This is a genomic window from Patulibacter sp., from assembly GCF_030655195.1.
Lineage (GTDB): Bacteria > Actinomycetota > Thermoleophilia > Solirubrobacterales > Solirubrobacteraceae > Patulibacter.
Map to the genome: position 1 here is coordinate 1 of NZ_JAURWA010000086.1, position 18,040 is coordinate 18,040.

Below are 18,040 nucleotides of genomic sequence, written 5' to 3' on the forward strand. Positions count from 1 at the left end.
GCTCGGCGGCCGCGGGGCCCCGGGCGGGGCGACCGTCGGGTCGCGGGCCCTCCGCCTCGTCCGACGACGGGGTCGGGACCGTCCCGCCACGCGCCGCGGCCATCCGCTCGCGCTGGCGGTCCAGCCGCGCGCGGGCCGCCGCGGCCAGTCCGCGGGGCAGGACGCCGGCCTCGCCCTTGACCCAGGCGTCGCCGGCGGGCACCGCGTCGCCGCCCAGTCCGGGACGGGTCTGCCCGTCGTCCGTGGGGACCTCGTCGTCAGCGGGGCTCACGACCGGGGACCCCCCGGTCGCCGGGCGGAGCCGTCGTGGCTCGGACACGGAGCAGGCAAACGGATCACGCGGGGAACCCTAGCGCCGCCCGGCCGGCCGACCCGGTGCGCTCGCCCGGCGCGGACCGCACCCGACCGGCGCCCACCGGAGCCCGGAACGCAGGAGGGGCGGGGCCGACGGCCCCGCCCCTCACGAGCGACCAGCTGGGACGCCGTGCGTCCTAGGCGTCCTGCGGCGTGGCGTCGCCCTCGGTCTCGTCGACCGTGGCGTCCGCGTCCTCGGAGCCGTCCTCATCGGTGGCGCCGACGGCGGCCGGCACCGGCACGCCCTCGACGATCGAGAGCACGACCGCGTTCTCGGTGTCGTCGTCCGGCGCGACGTCGACCTTGACGAGCGCGTTCGGCGGCACCTGGTTGGCGAGCACGAAGTCCGCGAGCGGATCCTCGATGTAGCGCTGGATCGCCCGGCGGAGCGGACGGGCGCCCATCGCCGGGTCCCAGCCCTTCTCGACCAGGAGGTCCTTGACGCCGTCGGAGAGCTCGAGCGTGAGCTCGCGGTCCCGGAGCGACTTGCGGACCCGGTCGATCATCAGCTCGACGATCGTCGTGATCTGCGGCTTCGTCAGCTTGTGGAAGACGATGACTTCGTCGATGCGGTTCAGGAACTCCGGCTTGAACGCCTTCTTCAGCTCACCGGTGACCCGTTGCTTCATGTCCTCGTACGTGACGGCCTCGTCCTCGTCGCCGAGCTGGAAGCCCAGCGGCGTCGACTTGGCGATCTCGGACGCGCCGATGTTCGAGGTCATGATCACGATGGCGTGCCGGAAGTCGACCGTGCGCCCCTGGGAGTCGGTCAGCCGGCCGTCCTCCAGGATCTGGAGCAGCAGGTTGAAGACGTCCGGGTGGGCCTTCTCGATCTCGTCCAGCAGCAGGACCGAGTACGGCTTGCGCCGCACGGCCTCGGTCAGCTGACCGCCCTCGTCGTACCCGACGTAGCCGGGGGGCGAGCCCACCAGCCGCGAGACGGCGTGCTTCTCCATGTACTCGGACATGTCGACGCGGACCATCGCCTCGGGGTCCCCGAAGAGGAAGTTCGCCAGCGACTTGGCGAGCTCGGTCTTGCCGACGCCCGTGGGCCCGGCGAAGATGAACGAGCCCGTCGGGCGCTTGGGGTCCTTCAGGCCGGCGCGGGAGCGCCGGATGGCCTTCGAGACGACCTTGACGGCCTGCTCCTGGCCGACGACGGCCTCGTGGAGCTCCTCCTCCATGCGCATCAGGCGACGGGTCTCCGCCTCCGTCAGCTTGAAGACGGGGATGCCGGTCCACATCGAGACGATGTCGGCGATCTCCTCCTCGCCGATGGAGAGGCGCGGCTGGTCGCCCTCGCCCTGCTCCCACTTCTCGACGAGCTCGCGCTTCTTCTGGACGAGCTTGCGCTCCTCGTCGCGGAGGGAGGCGGCCGTCTCGTACTCCTGCGCCTCGATCGCCGCGTCCTTCTTGCGACGCGCCTCGGCGATCTGCTCCTCGACCTCCTGGAACACCGGCGGCGAGCTCATCGAGCGGATGCGCTTGCGCGACGCGGCCTCGTCGACCAGGTCGATCGCCTTGTCCGGCAGCTGCCGGTCGGAGATGTAGCGGTCTGCGAGCTCGACGGCGGCCTCGAGGGCCTCGTCGGTGATCTCGATCTTGTGGTGCTGCTCGTAGCGGTCGCGCAGGCCCTTCAGGATCTGCACGGCCTCCTCCGTCGACGGCTGCTCGACGCGGACCTGCTGGAAGCGGCGCTCCAGCGCGGAGTCGCGCTCGAGGTACTTGCGGTACTCGTCGATCGTGGTGGCGCCGATGGTCTGCAGCTCGCCACGGGCCAGCGCGGGCTTCAGGATCGATGCGGCGTCGATCGCGCCCTCGGCGGCACCCGCGCCGACGAGGTTGTGGATCTCGTCGATGAAGAGGATGACGTCGCCCTTGTTGGCGATCTCCTTCATCACCTTCTTGAGGCGCTCCTCGAACTCACCGCGGTACTTCGACCCGGCCACGAGGGCCGCGAGGTCGAGCGTGTAGATCTGCTTGTCGCGCAGCAGCTCGGGCACCTCGCCCGAGGAGATCTGCTGGGCGAGGCCCTCGACGACGGCCGTCTTGCCGACGCCCGGCTCGCCGATCAGGACCGGGTTGTTCTTGGTGCGGCGCGAGAGGATCTGCATGATCCGCTCGATCTCCTTCTCGCGACCCACGACGGGGTCGAGCTTGCCGTCCGCGGCGAGCTTGGTCAGGTCGCGACCGAACTGGTCGAGGACCTTCGAGGAGCGCTTCTGCGTCGTGCCCTCGCCGGCCTGCCCACCCGGGCCGCTGACGGAGGAGCCGGCGGTCTGCCGACGGCCGCCCGGACCGGAGAGCATCCGGATGACCTCGTTGCGGATCTTCTCGGAGTCGGCGTCGAAGTCGAGGAGGATGCGGGCGGCCACGCCCTCGTTCTCCCGGACCAGCCCGAGCAGGATGTGCTCGGTGCCGATGTAGTTGTGCCCGAGGCTCAACGCTTCGCGCAGCGCGAGCTCGAGGACCTTCTTGGCGCGGGGCGTGAAGGGGATCTGGCCGGAGGTGACCTCCTCACCCGACCCCACGATGCGCACGACCTGCGCTCGGACGCGCTCGACGGTGATGTCGAGGCTCTCCAGCACGCGTGCCGCGAGCCCCTCCTCCTCGCGCAACAGACCGAGGAGGATGTGCTCCGTCCCGATGTAGTTGTGCTTGAGCGTCCGCGCCTCTTCCTGGGCGAGAACGACAACCTGCCTGGCTCGTTCTGTGAATCGCTCGAACATCCCTGGGTCCTTCCGTGGCTCGAGAAGAAATCCTACCAGCGGCCCGTTCGGACCCCTCCAGGCTCCCCGTCAGTACCTGGTTCTACGGCATCCATCGGCGGACGGATGCGGTCGCGGGAGCCCGCTCGTCCGGACGTCCGGTCCCCGGAGTCGCCCCGGACCACCCGGCGGTGGCGGCGTGGCGACCCGGGATCGGCGGATCCGGCCTCAGACCGCGACGGGCTCGAACCGGATCACGACGGACTTCGACGTGGGCGTGTTGCTGCCCTCGGCGACGCTGTCGAGGGGCACGAGCGGGTTCGTCTCGGGGTAGTACGCGGCGGCGCATCCGCGGGCGGTCGGATAGCCCACGAGCTTGAACCGCTCGGCCCGGCGCTCCGCTCCGTCGTGCCACACGCTGACCAGGTCGACCACCGCGCCGTCCTGCAGGCCCAGGCGTCCCAGGTCGTCGGGGTGGACGAGCACCACGCGCCGCCCGGCCTTCACGCCGCGGTAGCGGTCGTTGAGCCCGTAGACCGTCGTGTTGTACTGGTCGTGCGAGCGCAGGGTCTGCAGCAGCAGGTGGCCGTCGGGGACCTCGATCGGCTCGAGCCGGTTGACGGTCAGGCGCGCCTTGCCCGTCGCGGTCTCGAAGCGCCGCTCGTCGCGCGGCGGGTGGGGCAGCTGGAAGCCGGACCTGCGCTGTGCCCGGGCCGAGTAGTCGTCGAAGCCGGGCACGACCGCCTCGATCTGCCGCCGGATCAGGCCGTGGTCGTCGGCCATCGCCTCCCACGGCAGGTCCTGCACCAGGCCGGTCGACGTGCCCAGGTCGCAGTCCCCGTCCACCCCGGACGCCTGCCCGTCGGGCATCGACGAGCGCCCGTCGGGGGACTCGTGCCGTCGGGCGACCCCGTCGTGCGTGGGCGGGCCGAAGACCGCGCGGGCGAGACCGCAGACGATCCGCGTCTCGCCGCGCAGCTCCGACGACGGCGGCTCCAGGTGGCCCCGCGAGGCGTGCACCACGCTCATCGAGTCCTCCGTCGTGACGAACTGCTCCTCGCCGCGACGCGGGCCGTCGGGGACGACGTCCCGGTCCGTCCGGCCGAGGGTCGGGAGGATCAGGGCCTCGCGCCCCGTGACGAGGTGCGAGCGGTTGAGCTTCGTCGAGACCTGGACCGTCAGGCGGGCCCGGCGAAGCGCCGCCTCCGTGACGTCGGTGTCGGACACCGCCGACGCGAAGTTGCCGCCCAGGGCGAAGAAGACCTTGAGGCGCCCGTCCGCGAGGCCCCGGACGCTGTCGACGACGTCGAGGCCGTGCTCCCGGGGCGGCGCGAAGCCCAGCGCCTCCTCCAACCGGTCGAGGAACGCCTCGGGCGGCTGCTCCCAGATGCCGACCGTGCGGTTGCCCTGGACGTTGCTGTGGCCGCGGACGGGACAGAGCCCGGCACCCTCGCGACCGATGTTGCCGCGCAGCAGCAGGAAGTTGACCAGCTCCTGGATGATCGCCACGGACTGGCGGTGCTGCGTCAAACCCATCGCCCAGCAGACGACGATCCGCTTCGCCGGCAGGATCAGCCCCATCGCCTCGTCGATCTCGGCACGGGTCAGGCCGGTCTCCCGCTCGAGGGCGTCCCAGTCGAGTCCGCGCAGGTGCTCCTGCATCGCGTCGAAGCCGTCGGTGTGCTCGGCGATGAAGTCGTGGTCGAGGACCGGCTCCCCGCCCGTCGCACGAGCGGCGTCGTCGGCCTCGAGCAGCAGGCGCGAGAAGGCCTGGAAGAGCGCGCCGTCGCCGCCCAGGCGCAGCTGCAGCAGCAGGTCCTGCAGGTGCGTGCCCCGACCGAGGAGCTCGAGCGGCCGCTGCGGGTTGTCGAACCGCTGCATCCCGGCCTCGGGCAGCGGGTTCAGCACCATGATCTTCGCGCCGGCCTCCTTGGCCTCCTCCAGCGAGATCAGCATCCGGGGGTGGTTCGTCCCCGGGTTCTGGCCCGCCACGATGATCAGGTCCGCGGCGACGAGGTCGTCCATCGAGACGCTGCCCTTGCCGATGCCGATCGTGTCGCCCAGCGCCTTGCTCGTCGACTCGTGGCACATGTTCGAGCAGTCCGGCAGGTTGTTCGTGCCGAGCGCGCGGACGAACAGCTGGTAGGCGAACGCCGCCTCGTTGCTGGCACGGCCCGAGGTGTAGAAGGTCGCCTCGTCGGGGGAGTCCAGGGCGTGGAGCTCGCGGGCGACCACCCCGAAGGCCTCGTCCCAGCCGATCGGCACGTAGTGCTCGGCGCCGGGCGCCAGGTACATCGGCTCGGTCAGGCGACCCTGCTGCTCGAGCCAGTGCCCCGTGCGGCCCCGCAGGTCGTCGAGCGTGTGACGGGCGAAGAACTCGCGGGAGGCCCGCATCCGGGTCGCCTCGTTGGCGACGGCCTTCGCCCCGCTCTCGCAGAACTCGATCGGTCCGGCGCCGTCCTCGGGCTCCGGCCAGGCGCAGCTCGGGCACTGGAAGCCGAACGGCTGGTTGATCCGCAGCAGGCTGTTGGCCGACCGGGCGACGCCCATGTGGCGCATCCCCTGCTTGGCGATGGACCACGTCGCGCCCATCCCGACGGCGTGGTCCTTCGGCTCTCCGACGTGCAGGCCGCGGTCGTCCTCGGCGACGTCGTGGTCCCTGTCGGTCCGGCCGCGTCGCGGAAGCGGCGGGAGCTTCCGGCCGGGCCGGCCTCGGAAGACGGGGGTGCCGATCCTGCGCGTGCTCACCCCGAGAACCTACCCCGGCGGTGCGCGGTACAAGCACCCCGGGCCGGGTCTAGTCCCTCATCGTCGGGAAGAGGACGACCTCGCGGATCGTGCTCCTGCCCGTCATGCAGATGACCAGGCGGTCGATGCCCAGCCCGAGGCCGCCCGTCGGGGGCATGCCCTGCTCGAGCGCCTCGACGAAGCTCTCGTCGTACTGCTGGGCCTCGTCGTCGCCCTCGAGCTCGAGACGTGCCTGCTCCTCGAAGCGGCGGCGCTGCTCGTCGGGGTCGTTGAGCTCGGAGAACGCGTTGGCGATCTCCATGCCCAGCGCGAAGGCCTCGAAGCGCTCGACGAGGCCCGTGTCCTCGCCCGTCTCCGTGCGCTTGCGCTTGGCGAACGGGGAGAGCTCGACGGGGTAGTCGAAGAGCATCGTCGGCTGCTGGAGCTTCGGCTCGACGTCCTTGCTGAGCAGGTCGTCGACGAGCTGCGGCCACGTGCGGCCGTCGGGGTCGACGTCCGTGCGGTCCGACGCGCGGACGACGGCGGCGAGGGACTCCGAGGTGCGGTGGGCGAGCACGTCTATGCCCGTCTCCTCCTCGATCGCGCCGGCGAGCGTCTTGCGCGCCCACGGCTCGGTCCAGCGGATCTCGCCCTCGTACCCGACGGCGGCGGCCACGTGGGAGACGCACGCCTCGAGGCGGTCCGCGGCGTCCTCGACGTCCGCGTAGGCCTCGTACCACTCGAGCATCGTGAACTCGGGGTTGTGCTTGTGGGAGATGCCCTCGTTGCGGAAGTTCTTGCCGAGCTCGTAGACCCGCTCGAGGCCGCCGACGATCAGCCGCTTGAGGTAGAGCTCCGTCGCGATCCGCAGGTAGAGGTCGCGACCCAGCGCGTTGTGGTGCGTCGTGAACGGCCGGGCCAGGGCGCCCCCGTAGAGCGGCTGCAGCACGGGGGTCTCGACCTCGAGGAAGCCCTCGCCGTCGAGGAAGCGGCGGATCTCGGAGACGATCCGGGAGCGCATGACGAACGCCCGGCGGGTGTCCTCGTTGCCGATCAGGTCGAGCTCGCGGCGGCGCTGGCGGACCTCCTGGTCCTGCAGGCCGTGGTGCTTGTCCGGCGGCGGGCGCAGCGACTTGGCGAGGACGGTGATCGCCTCGACCCGGATCGACAGCTCGCCGCGGCGGGACATGAACGCGACGCCGTCGATGCCGATGAGGTCGCCCAGGTCGACGTCGTCGAGCAGGCGGGACATCACCTCGGGGCCCAGGACGTCGAGCTTCGCCTGCAGCTGGATCCGACCCGACCGGTCGTCGAGGTCCAGGAAGGCCATCTTGCCCTGGCCGCGGCGGGCCCGCAGACGGCCGGCGATGCGGTGCCGGACGTCGGTCTCGGCCCCGTCCTCGAGACCCTCGTGCCGGGCGCGGACCTCCGCGATCGGCTCGACGCCGTCGAAGTCGTGCGGGAACGGGTCGACACCCGCGGCGCGCAGCCGGTCGAGCTTGGCGCGGCGGACGGCGAGGAGGTCGGTGCCGTCCTCCGCCGCGGAGGCGGCGTCGGGCGTGGGGTCGGTCATGTCGGGTCCGCTTCGGAGGGGCCCGCGCTCAGCGCGAGATCTCGAGGACCTCGAGGGTGCTCGTCTTGCCGTTGGGCCGGGCGACCGTCACGGACGCGCCCTTGGGCTGCCCGAGCAGGGCCTTGCCGACGGGCGACTCGTTGGAGATCTTGAGCTCGGCGGGGTTCGCCTCGGCGGAGCCGACGATGGCGTACTCCTTCGTCTCGCCCTTCTCGTTCTTCACCGTGACGCGGGTGCCGATCTGCACGGCGTCCGTGGTCAGCGAGGACTCGTCGATGACGGAGGCGGACCGGAGCTGCTCCTCGATCTCGAGGATGCGCCCCTCGATCATGCCCTGCTCCTGCTTGGCGTCGTCGTACTCGGAGTTCTCCGAGATGTCGCCGAACTCGCGGGCGTCCTTGATGCGCTCGGCGACCTCACGACGCTTCGTGGTCGTGAGGTGCTCCAGCTCCTTCTTGAGCTTGTCGAGACCCTCGTGGGTGAGGATGACGTCCTTGGGCAACGTGCGACCTTTCGCCTTCGTCGCCCAGGCGGGGCGCCGACGGGAGTGTTTCTGGGCGGGCGATCGGCCGACCGTCCGCCGGGCGGAGCCGGGCAGTATAGCCACGGATCGCCGGATCCCCGCACTTCCCGCGAAGATCCGCCCGAACGTCCGTCCCGCGGAGGGCGCCGGACGACGCGTACGGGGTGCGCGACGGACGCCGCCGCGCGGGGTCAGGCGGGGGTGCCCACCGTCGCCGCGGCGCGCACGAGCGCGCGTGCCGCGTCGATGTCCTCGGACCCCTGGAGCGCGGCCTGCAGCTCCTTGTCGGGCAGGATCGGCGCGTCCGGACCCGCCGCGGCGGACGCCGCCTCGGCGAGGCGCTCGACGTACCAGGGGTAGTGCTTGCGCAGGTAGCGCCCCGCGCGTTCGGCACCGAGGTGCTCGATCGTGCGGTCCAGCACCCACTCGAACTCGGTCACGACCTCGTCCGCGGTCGGCGGGACGTCGTCGCGCAGCCCGAGCAGCGACGAGAAGCGCCACGGGTTGCCGAGGGCGCCGCGGGCGAGCATGACCGCGGCCGGCGCGACCTGCTCGTAGGCCGCCAGGGTCTCGGCGTCGTCGTGCAGGCCGCCGGAGAGGACGACGGGGACCGGCAGCTCCTGCACGAGCCGGGCGGCGAGCTCGTAGTCCGGGGTGCCCTTGTGGTGGACCTGCGCGCTGCGGGGGTGGAAGCCGATGGCGGCGACGCCGGCCTCGTCGACCAGGCGGGTCGCCAGGGCGTAGCCGTCGGTCTCGCCGTCCTTCTTCGTCGACGAGCGCAGCTTGACCGTGACGGGCAGCCCGGAGCCCTCGCGCGCGGCGCGGGCCACGGCCACCGCCGTGTCGGGGTCCTTGAGCATCGCGGCACCCGCGCCGGTCTTGATCACCTTCGGCACCGGGCAGCCCATGTTCAGGTCGATGACGTCGACGGCGACGTGCTCGGCCACGTAGGCCGCGGCGGAGCGCATGACCTCCGGGTCCTGACCGAAGAGCTGGATCGCGACCGGGCCGTGCTCGCGCTCGGCCTCCTCGAAGCGCAGCAGGTCGCGGAGGGTCTTCTCGTTGCGGTGGTGGATGGCGAACGACGAGACCATCTCGGAGACCGCGTAGCCCGCGCCGTAGCGCTTGGCCTGGAGCCGGACGACCCAGTTGCCGATCCCCGCGAGCGGCGCGAGGGTGACCCGGTTGGGGACCGTCAGGCCGCCGAGGGTCCAGGAGTCGGTGAGCGGGGCGGCTGCCATGGACCCCAAGGGTATCGCGGCGCCTCCGAGCCCCCGGGGGCCCCGGGCCCGCCCCTCAGCGCTCGTCGGGGTCTTGCGGCGTCGGGAACGCCTTGTCGATGAGCTCGATGCGATAGCCGTCGGGGTCCTGGACGAACGCGATCAGGGGCAGCTCCTCGCGGCCGCCGGGGTGGAACGCCGGCTTCTCCGGGTCGACGCCCAGCGCGGCCTTCAGGTGCGCGAGGGCCTGCTCGATGTCGTCGACGACGATCGCGACGTGGTTGTAGCCGTCGCCCAGGTCGTAGGGCGCGTCGCGGTCGTCGTTGACCGTCAGCTCGAGCTTGTCGCCGTCACCGGGCAGGCCGATGTACACGTTGTAGGCGGTGTCGAAGTTCAGCCGGCCGCGACGCTCGAACCCGAGCGCCTCGTAGAAGCGCAGGGAGGCGTCGATGTCCCGGACGCGGACGCAGGTGTGGACGAGGTGGGAGGCCATGTGCTCACGCTACCCGGACGCCCCGCAGGATCAACTGTTGCGCTCGTGCAGCAGCCGCAGGCCGGTGAGCGTGAGCATGTCGTCGACCTCGTCGATCGTCCGGCAGTGCGGGACGATGGAGCGCGCCAGCCCGCCCGTGGCGATCAGGTGGATGTCCTGGCCGAGCTCGTCCATGAGCCGCCCGCAGATCGCGTCGACCCCGCCGGCGAAGCCGTAGATCACGCCGGAGCGGATGCCCTCGATCGTGGACTTGCCGATGAGCTGCCGCGGGGCGATCAGATCGATCCGCGGCAGCGCGGCGGCCCGCGACGTCAGGGCCTCGAGCGAGATCTCCACGCCCGGGCTGATGATGCCGCCGAGGTACTCGCCGTCGGCGGACACGGGGTCGTAGGTGATCGCGGTGCCGAAGTCCACCACGACGCAGGCGCTCTTGAACCGGTCGTACGCGGCGACCGCGTTGACGAGGCGGTCCGCGCCGATCTCGCGCGGGTTGTCGTACCGCAGCGCCATGCCGGTCCGGATCCCCTGCCGGACCACCACCATCTCGTGGTCCAGGTAGCGGTCCGACATGCCCCGCCACTCGTCCGCGAGCTGCGGCACGGTCGACGAGACGATCGACGCGGAGAGGTCGTCCATGCCGATGCCGCGCAGCTCGAGGAGGTTGCTGAGCTTGGCGCCCAGCTCGTCCGCGGTGGACTGCCGGATCGTCGCGAAGCGCCAGTGCTCGACCAGCTCCGTCCCGCGGAACGTGCCGAAGTGGGTCTGGGTGTTGCCGACGTCGACGACGAGGAGCATCGGCGGAGTATCACGCCCCCCTATGCTGCGGCGCATGCCGGCCACCCTGTTCGTCGTCCACGGATCGCACCCGTGCGCCACCGTCCAGCGCGCCCTGGAGCTCAAGGGCGTCGAGCACCGGGTCGCCGAGCTGCCCCCGGGGATGCACGCGCCGGTGGCGAAGGTGCTGTTCGGCCGCCGGACCGTGCCGGGGCTGCGCCTGGAGGACGGGGAGCGCCTGACGGGCTCCCGCGCGATCCTGCGGCGGCTCGACGAGCTCGTCCCCTCCCCCGCGCTGCTGCCGTCCGACGCCGCCGCACGGGAGCGCGTCCTGGAGGCCGAGGCGTGGGGCGACGACGTCCTGCAGCCCGTCGCCCGCCGCGTCCTCTGGTTCGCGCTGGACCGCGCACCGACCGCGATCCCGAGCTTCCAGGAGCACTCGGCGCTGCCGCTGCCCGCGGCGGTCCGTCCCCTCCTGACGCCGGCGATCGTGGCGCTCGAGCACCGGCTCAACCGCATCACCGACGCGGGCGTCCGCTCCGATCTGCTCGACCTCCCCCACCACCTGGACCGGGTCGACGGGTGGCTGGAGGACGGCACGCTCGGCGGGCCCGAGGTCAACGCCGCGGACCTGCAGATCGCCTCGACGCTGCGCCTGCTGATGACGATGGAGGACCTCGCCGGTCCGATCCGCGCCCGGCCCGCGGGGACGCTGACGCTGCGCGTCTTCCCGGAGTGGGACGGTCGCGTCCCCGTCGGCGCGCTGCCGGCCGACTGGCTGCGCGCGCTGCAGGGCTGAGGCGACGCGGCGGGCGGTCCGCCCGCCGACCGGACGCGGCTGCGGCCCGCGGGCGGTCGGCGGACGCGACGGCCGGGAGTCCCGCCGGCCCGTCAGTCCGCGACGTCCAGCGTGCCGAGGTCCTCCAGGCGCGGACCGGGCACCGCGCGTTGGAAGCGCAGGCGGCCGCGGCGGCCGTCGAGCTCGAGCCACGCCAGCTGGTTGTCGAACCACGGGCCGCGCTCGCGGCGCCAGCCCACCGGCGGGTCCTCGACGCCCGCGGCGCGGCCCAGCAGTCGCGCAACACCCCAGGCCGCACGGCTGTGCAGCGCCTCGATCAGCCGCCGCTGCCCCGGGGGCAGCGGGTTGCGGTACGGGGAGCAGACGGCCTGCAGCACCGGGCTGCGGGCCGTGCCGTCGCGCGGGAAGCCGACCCGGTCGACGTACGCGTGGTGGACGTCGCCCGAGAGCAGGACCACCGACGCCGGCGCGCGGCCCAGACGTCCGGCGGCGACGTCGTCCAGGAGCTCGACCATCTCCTCGAAGGAGTGGCCGAACGCCGACCAGTGCTCGAGGTCGGCGGCACGCCGGGCCGTCTCGACCCGCTTGGCGACCCGACGGCCCCACGCCCCGGCCGCCAGCGCCTCGGACGCCGCCTCGGTCCAGTGGATGCCCTTGGCGACGAAGACCGGGACCGACGTGGCGAGGAACAGGTGGTCGTGGTCGCCGGCGCACTGCTCGCGCACCCACGCCCACTCCTCCGCGTCGACCATCCGGCGGTCGCGCTCGGGGCCGCCGAGGTCGCGGGCCGCGCGGGAGTCGACGACGACGATGCGGGTGCCGCAGAGGTCGCGGGTGTAGCTCCAGCGGAAGCTCGACGGGTCCTCGTCGGCCGCCGTGGCCATCTCCCGCAGGAGCGGCAGGACGTCGCCCTCGTGGTCGACCACGCGGGCGTGCAGGTCGTCCTCGGCGATCGCCGCCGGGGACAGGTTGCCGAGGTGCTGGTAGACCCAGTAGGAGGCGAGGGCGCCGACGATCCGCTCGTGCCACCACGGCAGGTCGGCAAACTCCGCCCGCCAGTCGCGGGACGTGTTCCAGTCGTCGTGGACGTCGTGGTCGTCGAAGACCATCGCGCTGGGGACGGTCGAGAGCAGCCAGCGGACCGCGGGCGCGCCCCAGGCGTCGTGGTAGAGCCAGGTGTACTCCTCGAAGTCCGCGATCTGGTCCTCGGGCGCGCCCCGCCGGTCGTCCGTGCGGTCGTCGATGCGCCGCCGGATCACCGGGGGGATGTCGTCGGCGTAGACCTGGTCCCCGAGCCACATCAGCAGGTGCGGCAGGTCCTCGGCCGGCCCGTCGCGCAGGGACTCCGCGAGCGCCTGGATCGCGTCGATGCCGAACGCCTCGTCGTCCTCGCCCGGAGGCAGGTCGAACGGGTCCTGATGCGGTCGCGAGACGCGACAGGAGCCCCACGCGACCTGCAGCTCGGCACCGGGCAGCACCGTGCGGATGGCCGGGGCGGGATAGGGGTCGTCGGGGTGGGGCCAGACGAGCTCGCCGTCCAGCGACACGCCGTACCGGGTGACCGACCCGGGCTCGAGGCCCTCCACGCGCAGGAGCGCGTAGTGGTGACGGGCGACCTCGAACGTGCGGCCGGTCTGGCCGAGGACCTCGACCTCGGCGGGCCCGTCGGTCTCGACCCAGATCGTCGCGGACGTGGCGTCCACGTGCCGCAGCAGCGGCCCCAGGACGAGCTGCGGTGCCATCTCAGGCCTCCGGGGGGACGGTCAGGGGGTCGCCCGAGCGCCGGACGCCCTCGTCCAGCGGGAGCCGCTCGAGGCGCTCCGCCAGTCGCGTGCCGTCGGGCAGCGCCAGCTCCAGGTCCAGCTCGAGCAGGGGCACGAGGACGAACCGCCGCTCCGCCACCTGTGCGTGGGGCAGCGTGAGGCGGTCGGACCGGTAGGCCGCGTCCCCGAGCAGCAGCAGGTCGACGTCGATCGGCCGCGGTCCGTGGCGCACGTAGTCCGGGGCGTCGACGTCCGTGGTGCGGCCGTGGGAGCGCTCGACCGCCTTGCAGGCGTCCAGGAGCTCCTCCGGCGCCAGCGCCGTGGCGATCCGGATGCAGGCGTTGAGGAAGTCGGGCTGGTCGAGCACGTCGCCGACGGGGTCGGTGTCGTAGGTGGCCGACGACGCGAGCACCCGGACCCCCCGGCCCGGCAGGGCGTCGACGGCGGCCTGCAGCTGCGCGCGGCGGTCGCCGACGTTCGTGCCCAGGCCGAGGTAGCCGACGACCTCGCCGGCCCCGGGGCGCACACCGGTCACGAGGGCACCGGCGCGAGGAGGGCGAGCTGCCGCGACTGCGCCAGGAGCGTGCCGTCCGGGTGGAAGAGCTCGGCGTCCTCCTCGACGAGCCCGCCCTGCGCGGTGGTCGACCGGAACACGCCGAGCACCGGCGCCGCGGCCAGGCCCCCGGGCGGCAGGTCGGCCCGCAGGTGGATCGTCAGATCGATCGTCGGGGCCATGACGGGGTGGTCGACGGCCTCGAACGACGGCGGCCACCAGAAGTCGGTGAGCTGCGCGAGGTACGCCGCGTCGAGCGGCTGGTCCTCGGGCGAGCCGATCCAGCCGCCGGTCTCCACGCCGCGGCCGTCGGCCGGGAGCCGGCCGGAGAACGGCAGACCGCCGAGCCGCGGCGACATCCGCAGCTGTCGGACGATCGGGGGCGTGCCCGGGATCGGCGCGATCCACGCCGCGGCGTCGCGGCGGTAGCGGTCGACCGGCACCTCGGCGACCCCCGCGTCGGGCGGCGGCCCGGCGTCGGGCGGCGTCCGCGTCCACGTGGCGGGGGCCTCGAGCCCGCGGGCGGAGAACGCCGCCAGGCCGAGCAGCACCTCGCGGCCCTCCTGCCTGCCGGTCACGGTCGCCGACGCCGTGCGGCGCCCGGCGCGGACCAGACGCACCTCGAGGTCCAGCGGGGCGGTCCTCGCCGTCCGCAGGTAGTGCACGGTCAGGGACCGCACCACGCGGTCGCCCTCCGGTGCCACCTCGGCCTCGAGGGCGCGGACCAGCAGCGCCGCGAGGTAGCCGCCGTTCGGGCCCGTCGGGGCCTCCCAGCCCGGGTCCACGTCGGCGGTCCAGCGGCCCTCGCCGCCGGGACGAACGGCCGTCGCGCGCTCGAACGTCGTGCCCGACGGCGCGGCCGCGGCGCCGACGCCGGGGTCGGTGCTCAACTGCCGTCCCCGGCCCGCCAGAGCTCGACCGAGACCTCCTCGACGGCCAGCGGGATCGGCGGCTCGGGCTTCGTGCACTTGACCCAGACCTCCTCGGCGCCGTAGTCGGCGACGACGCGGTCGGCGATCGCCGCGCAGAGGCGCTCGAGGGTCTTGTACGAGCGCTGCTGGGCGACGAGGGCGACGAGCTGGCAGACCTCGCCGTAGTCGATCGTGTCGGCGACGCGATCGGTGACGACCGCGTCGCAGTCGACGACGGCCATCCGCAGGTCGACCAGCAGGCGCTGCCCGATCTCGCGCTCCGCGGCCGAGACCCCGTGGTGCGTGTAGAGCGACAGGCCACGGATCTCGACGGTGACCTCGTCGCGCTCCTCGCCGTCGAGCTCGTCCAGGTCGTCGTCGTCCTCGTCGACGTCGGCGTCGAGGTCCGCGGCGTCGACCGCGTCGTCCTCGCCCCGCGGGTCCGAGCCCCGGCCCACCGGCGTGTCCTCGCCGTCGTCGGGCCGCTCGTCGCGTTCGTCATCCATGGCGCGCCACGCTAGCACCAGCGCTGCCGGATCCCCCGTCCACGACGTGCGCCGCGACCGCCAGCGCGTCGTGGACGGCGCCGACGTCGTGGACCCGGAAGACGCGGGCCCCGGACGCGAGCGCGAGCACGTTCGTGGCGATGGTCCCGGCGAGGCGCTGGCGGGGGTCGTCGCGGCCGGTGAGGCGGCCCAGGAAGCTCTTGCGCGACGTGCCGATCACGACCCGCGGCCCGATCGCGACGATCTCGTCCAGGCGCCGCAGCAGCTCGAGGTTGTGGTCCTGCGTCTTCGCGAAGCCGATGCCCGGGTCCACGTCGATCCGCTCGAGCGGGACGCCCGCCGCGACGGCCACGGCGATCCGCTCCTCGAGGAACGCCCGGACATCGTCGACCACGTCCTCGTACCGCGCCCGGGCCTGCATCGTCCGCGGGTCGCCCTGCATGTGCATCAGGCAGCAGCGGGCGCCACCGGTCACGACGACCCCCAGCATCCCCGGGTCGGCGCGCAGGGCGGAGACGTCGTTGACGTAGGTCGCCCCGGCGCCGAGCGCCGCCAGCGCCACCGCGGCCTTCGTCGTGTCCACGGAGAGCACCGCCTCGGGCACCGCGGCGGCCAGCCCGGCGACCACCGGCACGACGCGGCGGAGCTCCTCGTCCTCCGGGACCGCCGGGGCCCCGGGACGCGTGGACTCGCCGCCGACGTCGAGGATCGTCGCCCCGGCCGCCGCCAGCTCGACGCCGTGACGCACCGCGGCCGCCGTGTCGAACCACTCGCCCCCGTCCGAGAACGAGTCCGGCGTGACGTTGACGATCCCCATGACGGAGAAGGGCGCGGGCATCCGGCGAGCCTAGAGCGACCCGGCGGCGGGCGACCGGGCGGGCGGGACGCCGGCCGCCCCCGGAACGACGACGGCGGCCCGGAGGCCGCCGTCGTGACGATGCTGCGTGGGCCGGCGGGCGGCCCGCCGGATCAGGTCCGGCGGTACCCGCGGACGCCGCCGTCGGCGTCCATCGCGGTCCCGAGGCCCGGGCGGGGCAGCGGGCGCGGCGCGGGGCGCTCGGAGCGCTGCGTCTCGTCCTCCGCCGCGGCCGGCAGGCCGTTGGCGGGCGCGGGCGGCTCGTCGTCGAAGACGTCGTCCTCGTGGCGGCCGTCGAGCAGGGCGAGGAACTCGTCGCGCTCGATCGTCTCGCGACGGATCAGCACCTCGGAGATCGTGTTCAGGAGCTCGCGGTGATCGTTGAGGATGTCGGTGGCGCGCTGGTGCGCGTCCTCGACGATCCGGCGGATCTCGTCGTCGATCTCGCGGGCGATCTCGTCGGAGTAGTCCGGCGTCGAGCCCATGTCGCGACCCAGGAACGGCTGCCCGGCGTCGTGGCCGAAGACCCGCGGCCCGAGGCGCTCGCTCATGCCGAAGCGCATGACCATCTGCTTGGCGGAGCCGGTGACCTTCTCGAGGTCGTTCGACGCGCCGGTGGTGATCTCGCCGAAGCAGATCTCCTCCGCCGCGCGACCGCCGAGGGTCATCGCCATCTGGTCGAGCAGCTGCTGACGCGTCGTGAGGAACTTGTCCTCGGACGGCATCGAGATCGTGTAGCCCAGCGCCTGGCCGCGGCCGACGACCGAGATCTTGTGGACCGGGTCGGCGTGCTCGAGGAAGTGGCCGACGAAGGCGTGCCCCATCTCGTGGTACGCCGTGATCTCGCGCTCCTTCTCGGTCATCACGCGGGTCTTCTTCTCGGGACCGGCGATGACGCGCATGATCCCTTCCTCGAGCTCGTGCTGACCGATCTGCTTCTTGCCCGAGCGGGCGGCCAGCAGTGCGGCCTCGTTGACGAGGTTGGCGAGGTCGGCGCCGGTGAAGCCCGGCGTCTGGCCGGCGAGGGCCTCCGTCTCGATGTCCGGCGCCAGCGGCTTGCCGCGGGTGTGGACGTCGAGGATCTTGGCGCGGCCCTTGCGGTCCGGGCGGTCGACGACGATCTGGCGGTCGAAGCGGCCCGGGCGCAGGAGCGCCGGGTCGAGGATGTCGGGCCGGTTGGTGGCGGCGATGAGGATGATGTTGTCCGTCATCGTGAAGCCGTCCATCTCCACCAGGAGCTGGTTCAGCGTCTGCTCGCGCTCGTCGTGCCCGCCGCCCATGCCGGCGCCGCGGTGACGACCGACGGCGTCGATCTCGTCCATGAAGATGATGCAGGGCGAGTTCTGCTTGGCCTGCTCGAAGAGGTCGCGGACGCGGCTGGCGCCGACGCCGACGAACATCTCGACGAAGTCCGAGCCGGAGATCGAGAAGAACGGCACCCCGGCCTCGCCGGCGACGGCGCGGGCCAGGAGGGTCTTGCCGGTGCCCGGAGGGCCGAAGAGCAGGACGCCCTTCGGGATCCGTGCGCCGAGCGCCTGGAACTTCTTGGGGTTCTCCAGGAACTCCTTGATCTCGTGGAGCTCCTCGACCGCCTCGTCCGCGCCGGCGACGTCGCGGAAGGTGATCTTCGGCGTGTCGGGCGACATCCGCTTCGCCTTCGACTTGCCGAACTGCATCACCTTCGAGCCGCCACCCTGGACGTTGTTCATGATCAGGAACCAGACGCCCAGGATCAGGATGAACGGGATGATGTAGATCAGGGCGGAGAGCAGACCCGAGGTCTTGGACGACTTGATGTCGTACTCCCGGATCGCCTTGTCCTTGAAGGCCTGGGCGAGGGTCGCCTGGACGCGGGCGCCGTCGTCGGGGACGTAGCCGACCTCGAACTTCTTGCCGTCCGTCCGCTCGACGTCGAGCGCGTTGTCCTTCGTCTTGACGACGACGTTCTTGACGTTCCCCGAAGCGAGCTGCTCCGTGAACTGTCCGTAGGTGTACTTCGCCTGATTCTGGTTCGCGAACAGCTGCTGGGCGAAGAACGCCAGCAGGAGCACGATCAGGATGGGGAAGAGGGCGCTCTTGAAGAACCGGCTCATGTGTGTGACCGACTCGGGTCCCCCTCACGACGAGCGAGGAGCGGAGACGGGTTTCGTAGCGTAGCAACGCGCCTGTAACCGGCGGGCCGGGTCGGTGTTCGTCGGAGGTCCGGCGGCGCGTCGTGGCGCCCCGGCACGCGTCCGGCACGTGGCCGCGCGTCCGGCAGGCCGCGCCGGTGGGGCCGCG

General features: G+C 72.7%; 14 protein-coding genes and 1 pseudogene. 1 reads left to right on the forward strand and 14 read right to left on the reverse strand.

All coding sequences use genetic code 11. From position 1 onward, the window contains the following. From Q7T67_RS08680 to Q7T67_RS08715, 8 genes and pseudogenes are all read right to left on the reverse strand, one after another. Positions 1-271 (reverse strand): annotated as a pseudogene (locus tag Q7T67_RS08680) (hypothetical protein); the annotation flags it as partial. A 220-nt stretch (positions 272-491) separates the two neighbouring features. Continuing rightward, the gene (locus Q7T67_RS08685; protein ID WP_304788106.1) at positions 492-3,083 is read right to left on the reverse strand and encodes an ATP-dependent Clp protease ATP-binding subunit; all 2,592 of its coding nucleotides are present in this window, start codon (positions 3,081-3,083) and stop codon (positions 492-494) included. A gap of 207 nt (positions 3,084-3,290) precedes the next feature. Continuing rightward, a complete protein-coding gene (locus tag Q7T67_RS08690) occupies positions 3,291-5,690 on the reverse strand; it encodes an FdhF/YdeP family oxidoreductase (RefSeq protein WP_370695379.1) in 2,400 nt (799 codons plus the stop codon). 169 nt (positions 5,691-5,859) lie between these two features. Continuing rightward, positions 5,860-7,362 (reverse strand): lysine--tRNA ligase, encoded by a 1,503-nt coding sequence (gene lysS / locus Q7T67_RS08695; protein ID WP_304788110.1) that lies wholly within the window; start codon positions 7,360-7,362, stop codon positions 5,860-5,862. Between the two features lie 28 nt (positions 7,363-7,390). Then, positions 7,391-7,864, reverse strand: coding sequence for a transcription elongation factor GreA (gene greA, locus Q7T67_RS08700; protein WP_304788112.1), 474 nt, complete (start codon positions 7,862-7,864; stop codon positions 7,391-7,393). 212 nt (positions 7,865-8,076) lie between these two features. Continuing rightward, entirely contained in the window at positions 8,077-9,126 is a 1,050-nt protein-coding gene (locus Q7T67_RS08705; RefSeq protein ID WP_304788114.1) for a tRNA-dihydrouridine synthase, read from the reverse strand. A 55-nt stretch (positions 9,127-9,181) separates the two neighbouring features. Next, a complete protein-coding gene (locus Q7T67_RS08710; protein WP_304788116.1) occupies positions 9,182-9,598 on the reverse strand; it encodes a VOC family protein in 417 nt (138 codons plus the stop codon). A 30-nt stretch (positions 9,599-9,628) separates the two neighbouring features. Continuing rightward, a complete protein-coding gene (locus tag Q7T67_RS08715; protein ID WP_304788118.1) occupies positions 9,629-10,393 on the reverse strand; it encodes a type III pantothenate kinase in 765 nt (254 codons plus the stop codon). Positions 10,394-10,427: 34 nt separating this feature from the next. Between Q7T67_RS08715 and Q7T67_RS08720 the strand changes: the two genes are divergently transcribed. Then, on the forward strand, positions 10,428-11,171 hold the full coding sequence (locus Q7T67_RS08720) for a glutathione S-transferase family protein (RefSeq protein WP_304788120.1): 744 nt from the start codon (positions 10,428-10,430) through the stop codon (positions 11,169-11,171). Between the two features lie 92 nt (positions 11,172-11,263). Here Q7T67_RS08720 and Q7T67_RS08725 read toward each other — a convergent pair whose 3' ends face one another. From Q7T67_RS08725 to ftsH, 6 genes are all read right to left on the reverse strand, one after another. After that, a complete protein-coding gene (locus Q7T67_RS08725; protein ID WP_304788122.1) occupies positions 11,264-12,913 on the reverse strand; it encodes an alkaline phosphatase D family protein in 1,650 nt (549 codons plus the stop codon). 1 nt (position 12,914) lies between these two features. Further along, on the reverse strand, positions 12,915-13,469 hold the full coding sequence (gene folK / locus Q7T67_RS08730; RefSeq protein WP_304788124.1) for a 2-amino-4-hydroxy-6-hydroxymethyldihydropteridine diphosphokinase: 555 nt from the start codon (positions 13,467-13,469) through the stop codon (positions 12,915-12,917). After that, the gene (locus tag Q7T67_RS08735) at positions 13,466-14,377 is read right to left on the reverse strand and encodes an acyl-CoA thioesterase II (RefSeq protein ID WP_304788126.1); all 912 of its coding nucleotides are present in this window, start codon (positions 14,375-14,377) and stop codon (positions 13,466-13,468) included. Before Q7T67_RS08735 ends, folK begins: the two co-directional genes overlap by 4 nt. Continuing rightward, complete coding sequence (gene folB / locus Q7T67_RS08740; protein ID WP_304788127.1) at positions 14,374-14,904, reverse strand: dihydroneopterin aldolase; 531 nt, start codon at positions 14,902-14,904, stop codon at positions 14,374-14,376. Before folB ends, Q7T67_RS08735 begins: the two co-directional genes overlap by 4 nt. Next, the gene (gene folP, locus Q7T67_RS08745; RefSeq protein WP_304788129.1) at positions 14,897-15,742 is read right to left on the reverse strand and encodes a dihydropteroate synthase; all 846 of its coding nucleotides are present in this window, start codon (positions 15,740-15,742) and stop codon (positions 14,897-14,899) included. Before folP ends, folB begins: the two co-directional genes overlap by 8 nt. 131 nt (positions 15,743-15,873) lie before the next feature. Continuing rightward, positions 15,874-17,853: an ATP-dependent zinc metalloprotease FtsH gene (ftsH, locus tag Q7T67_RS08750; protein WP_304788131.1), complete on the reverse strand. Its 1,980-nt coding sequence runs from the start codon at positions 17,851-17,853 to the stop codon at positions 15,874-15,876. Positions 17,854-18,040 lie beyond the last annotated feature (187 nt).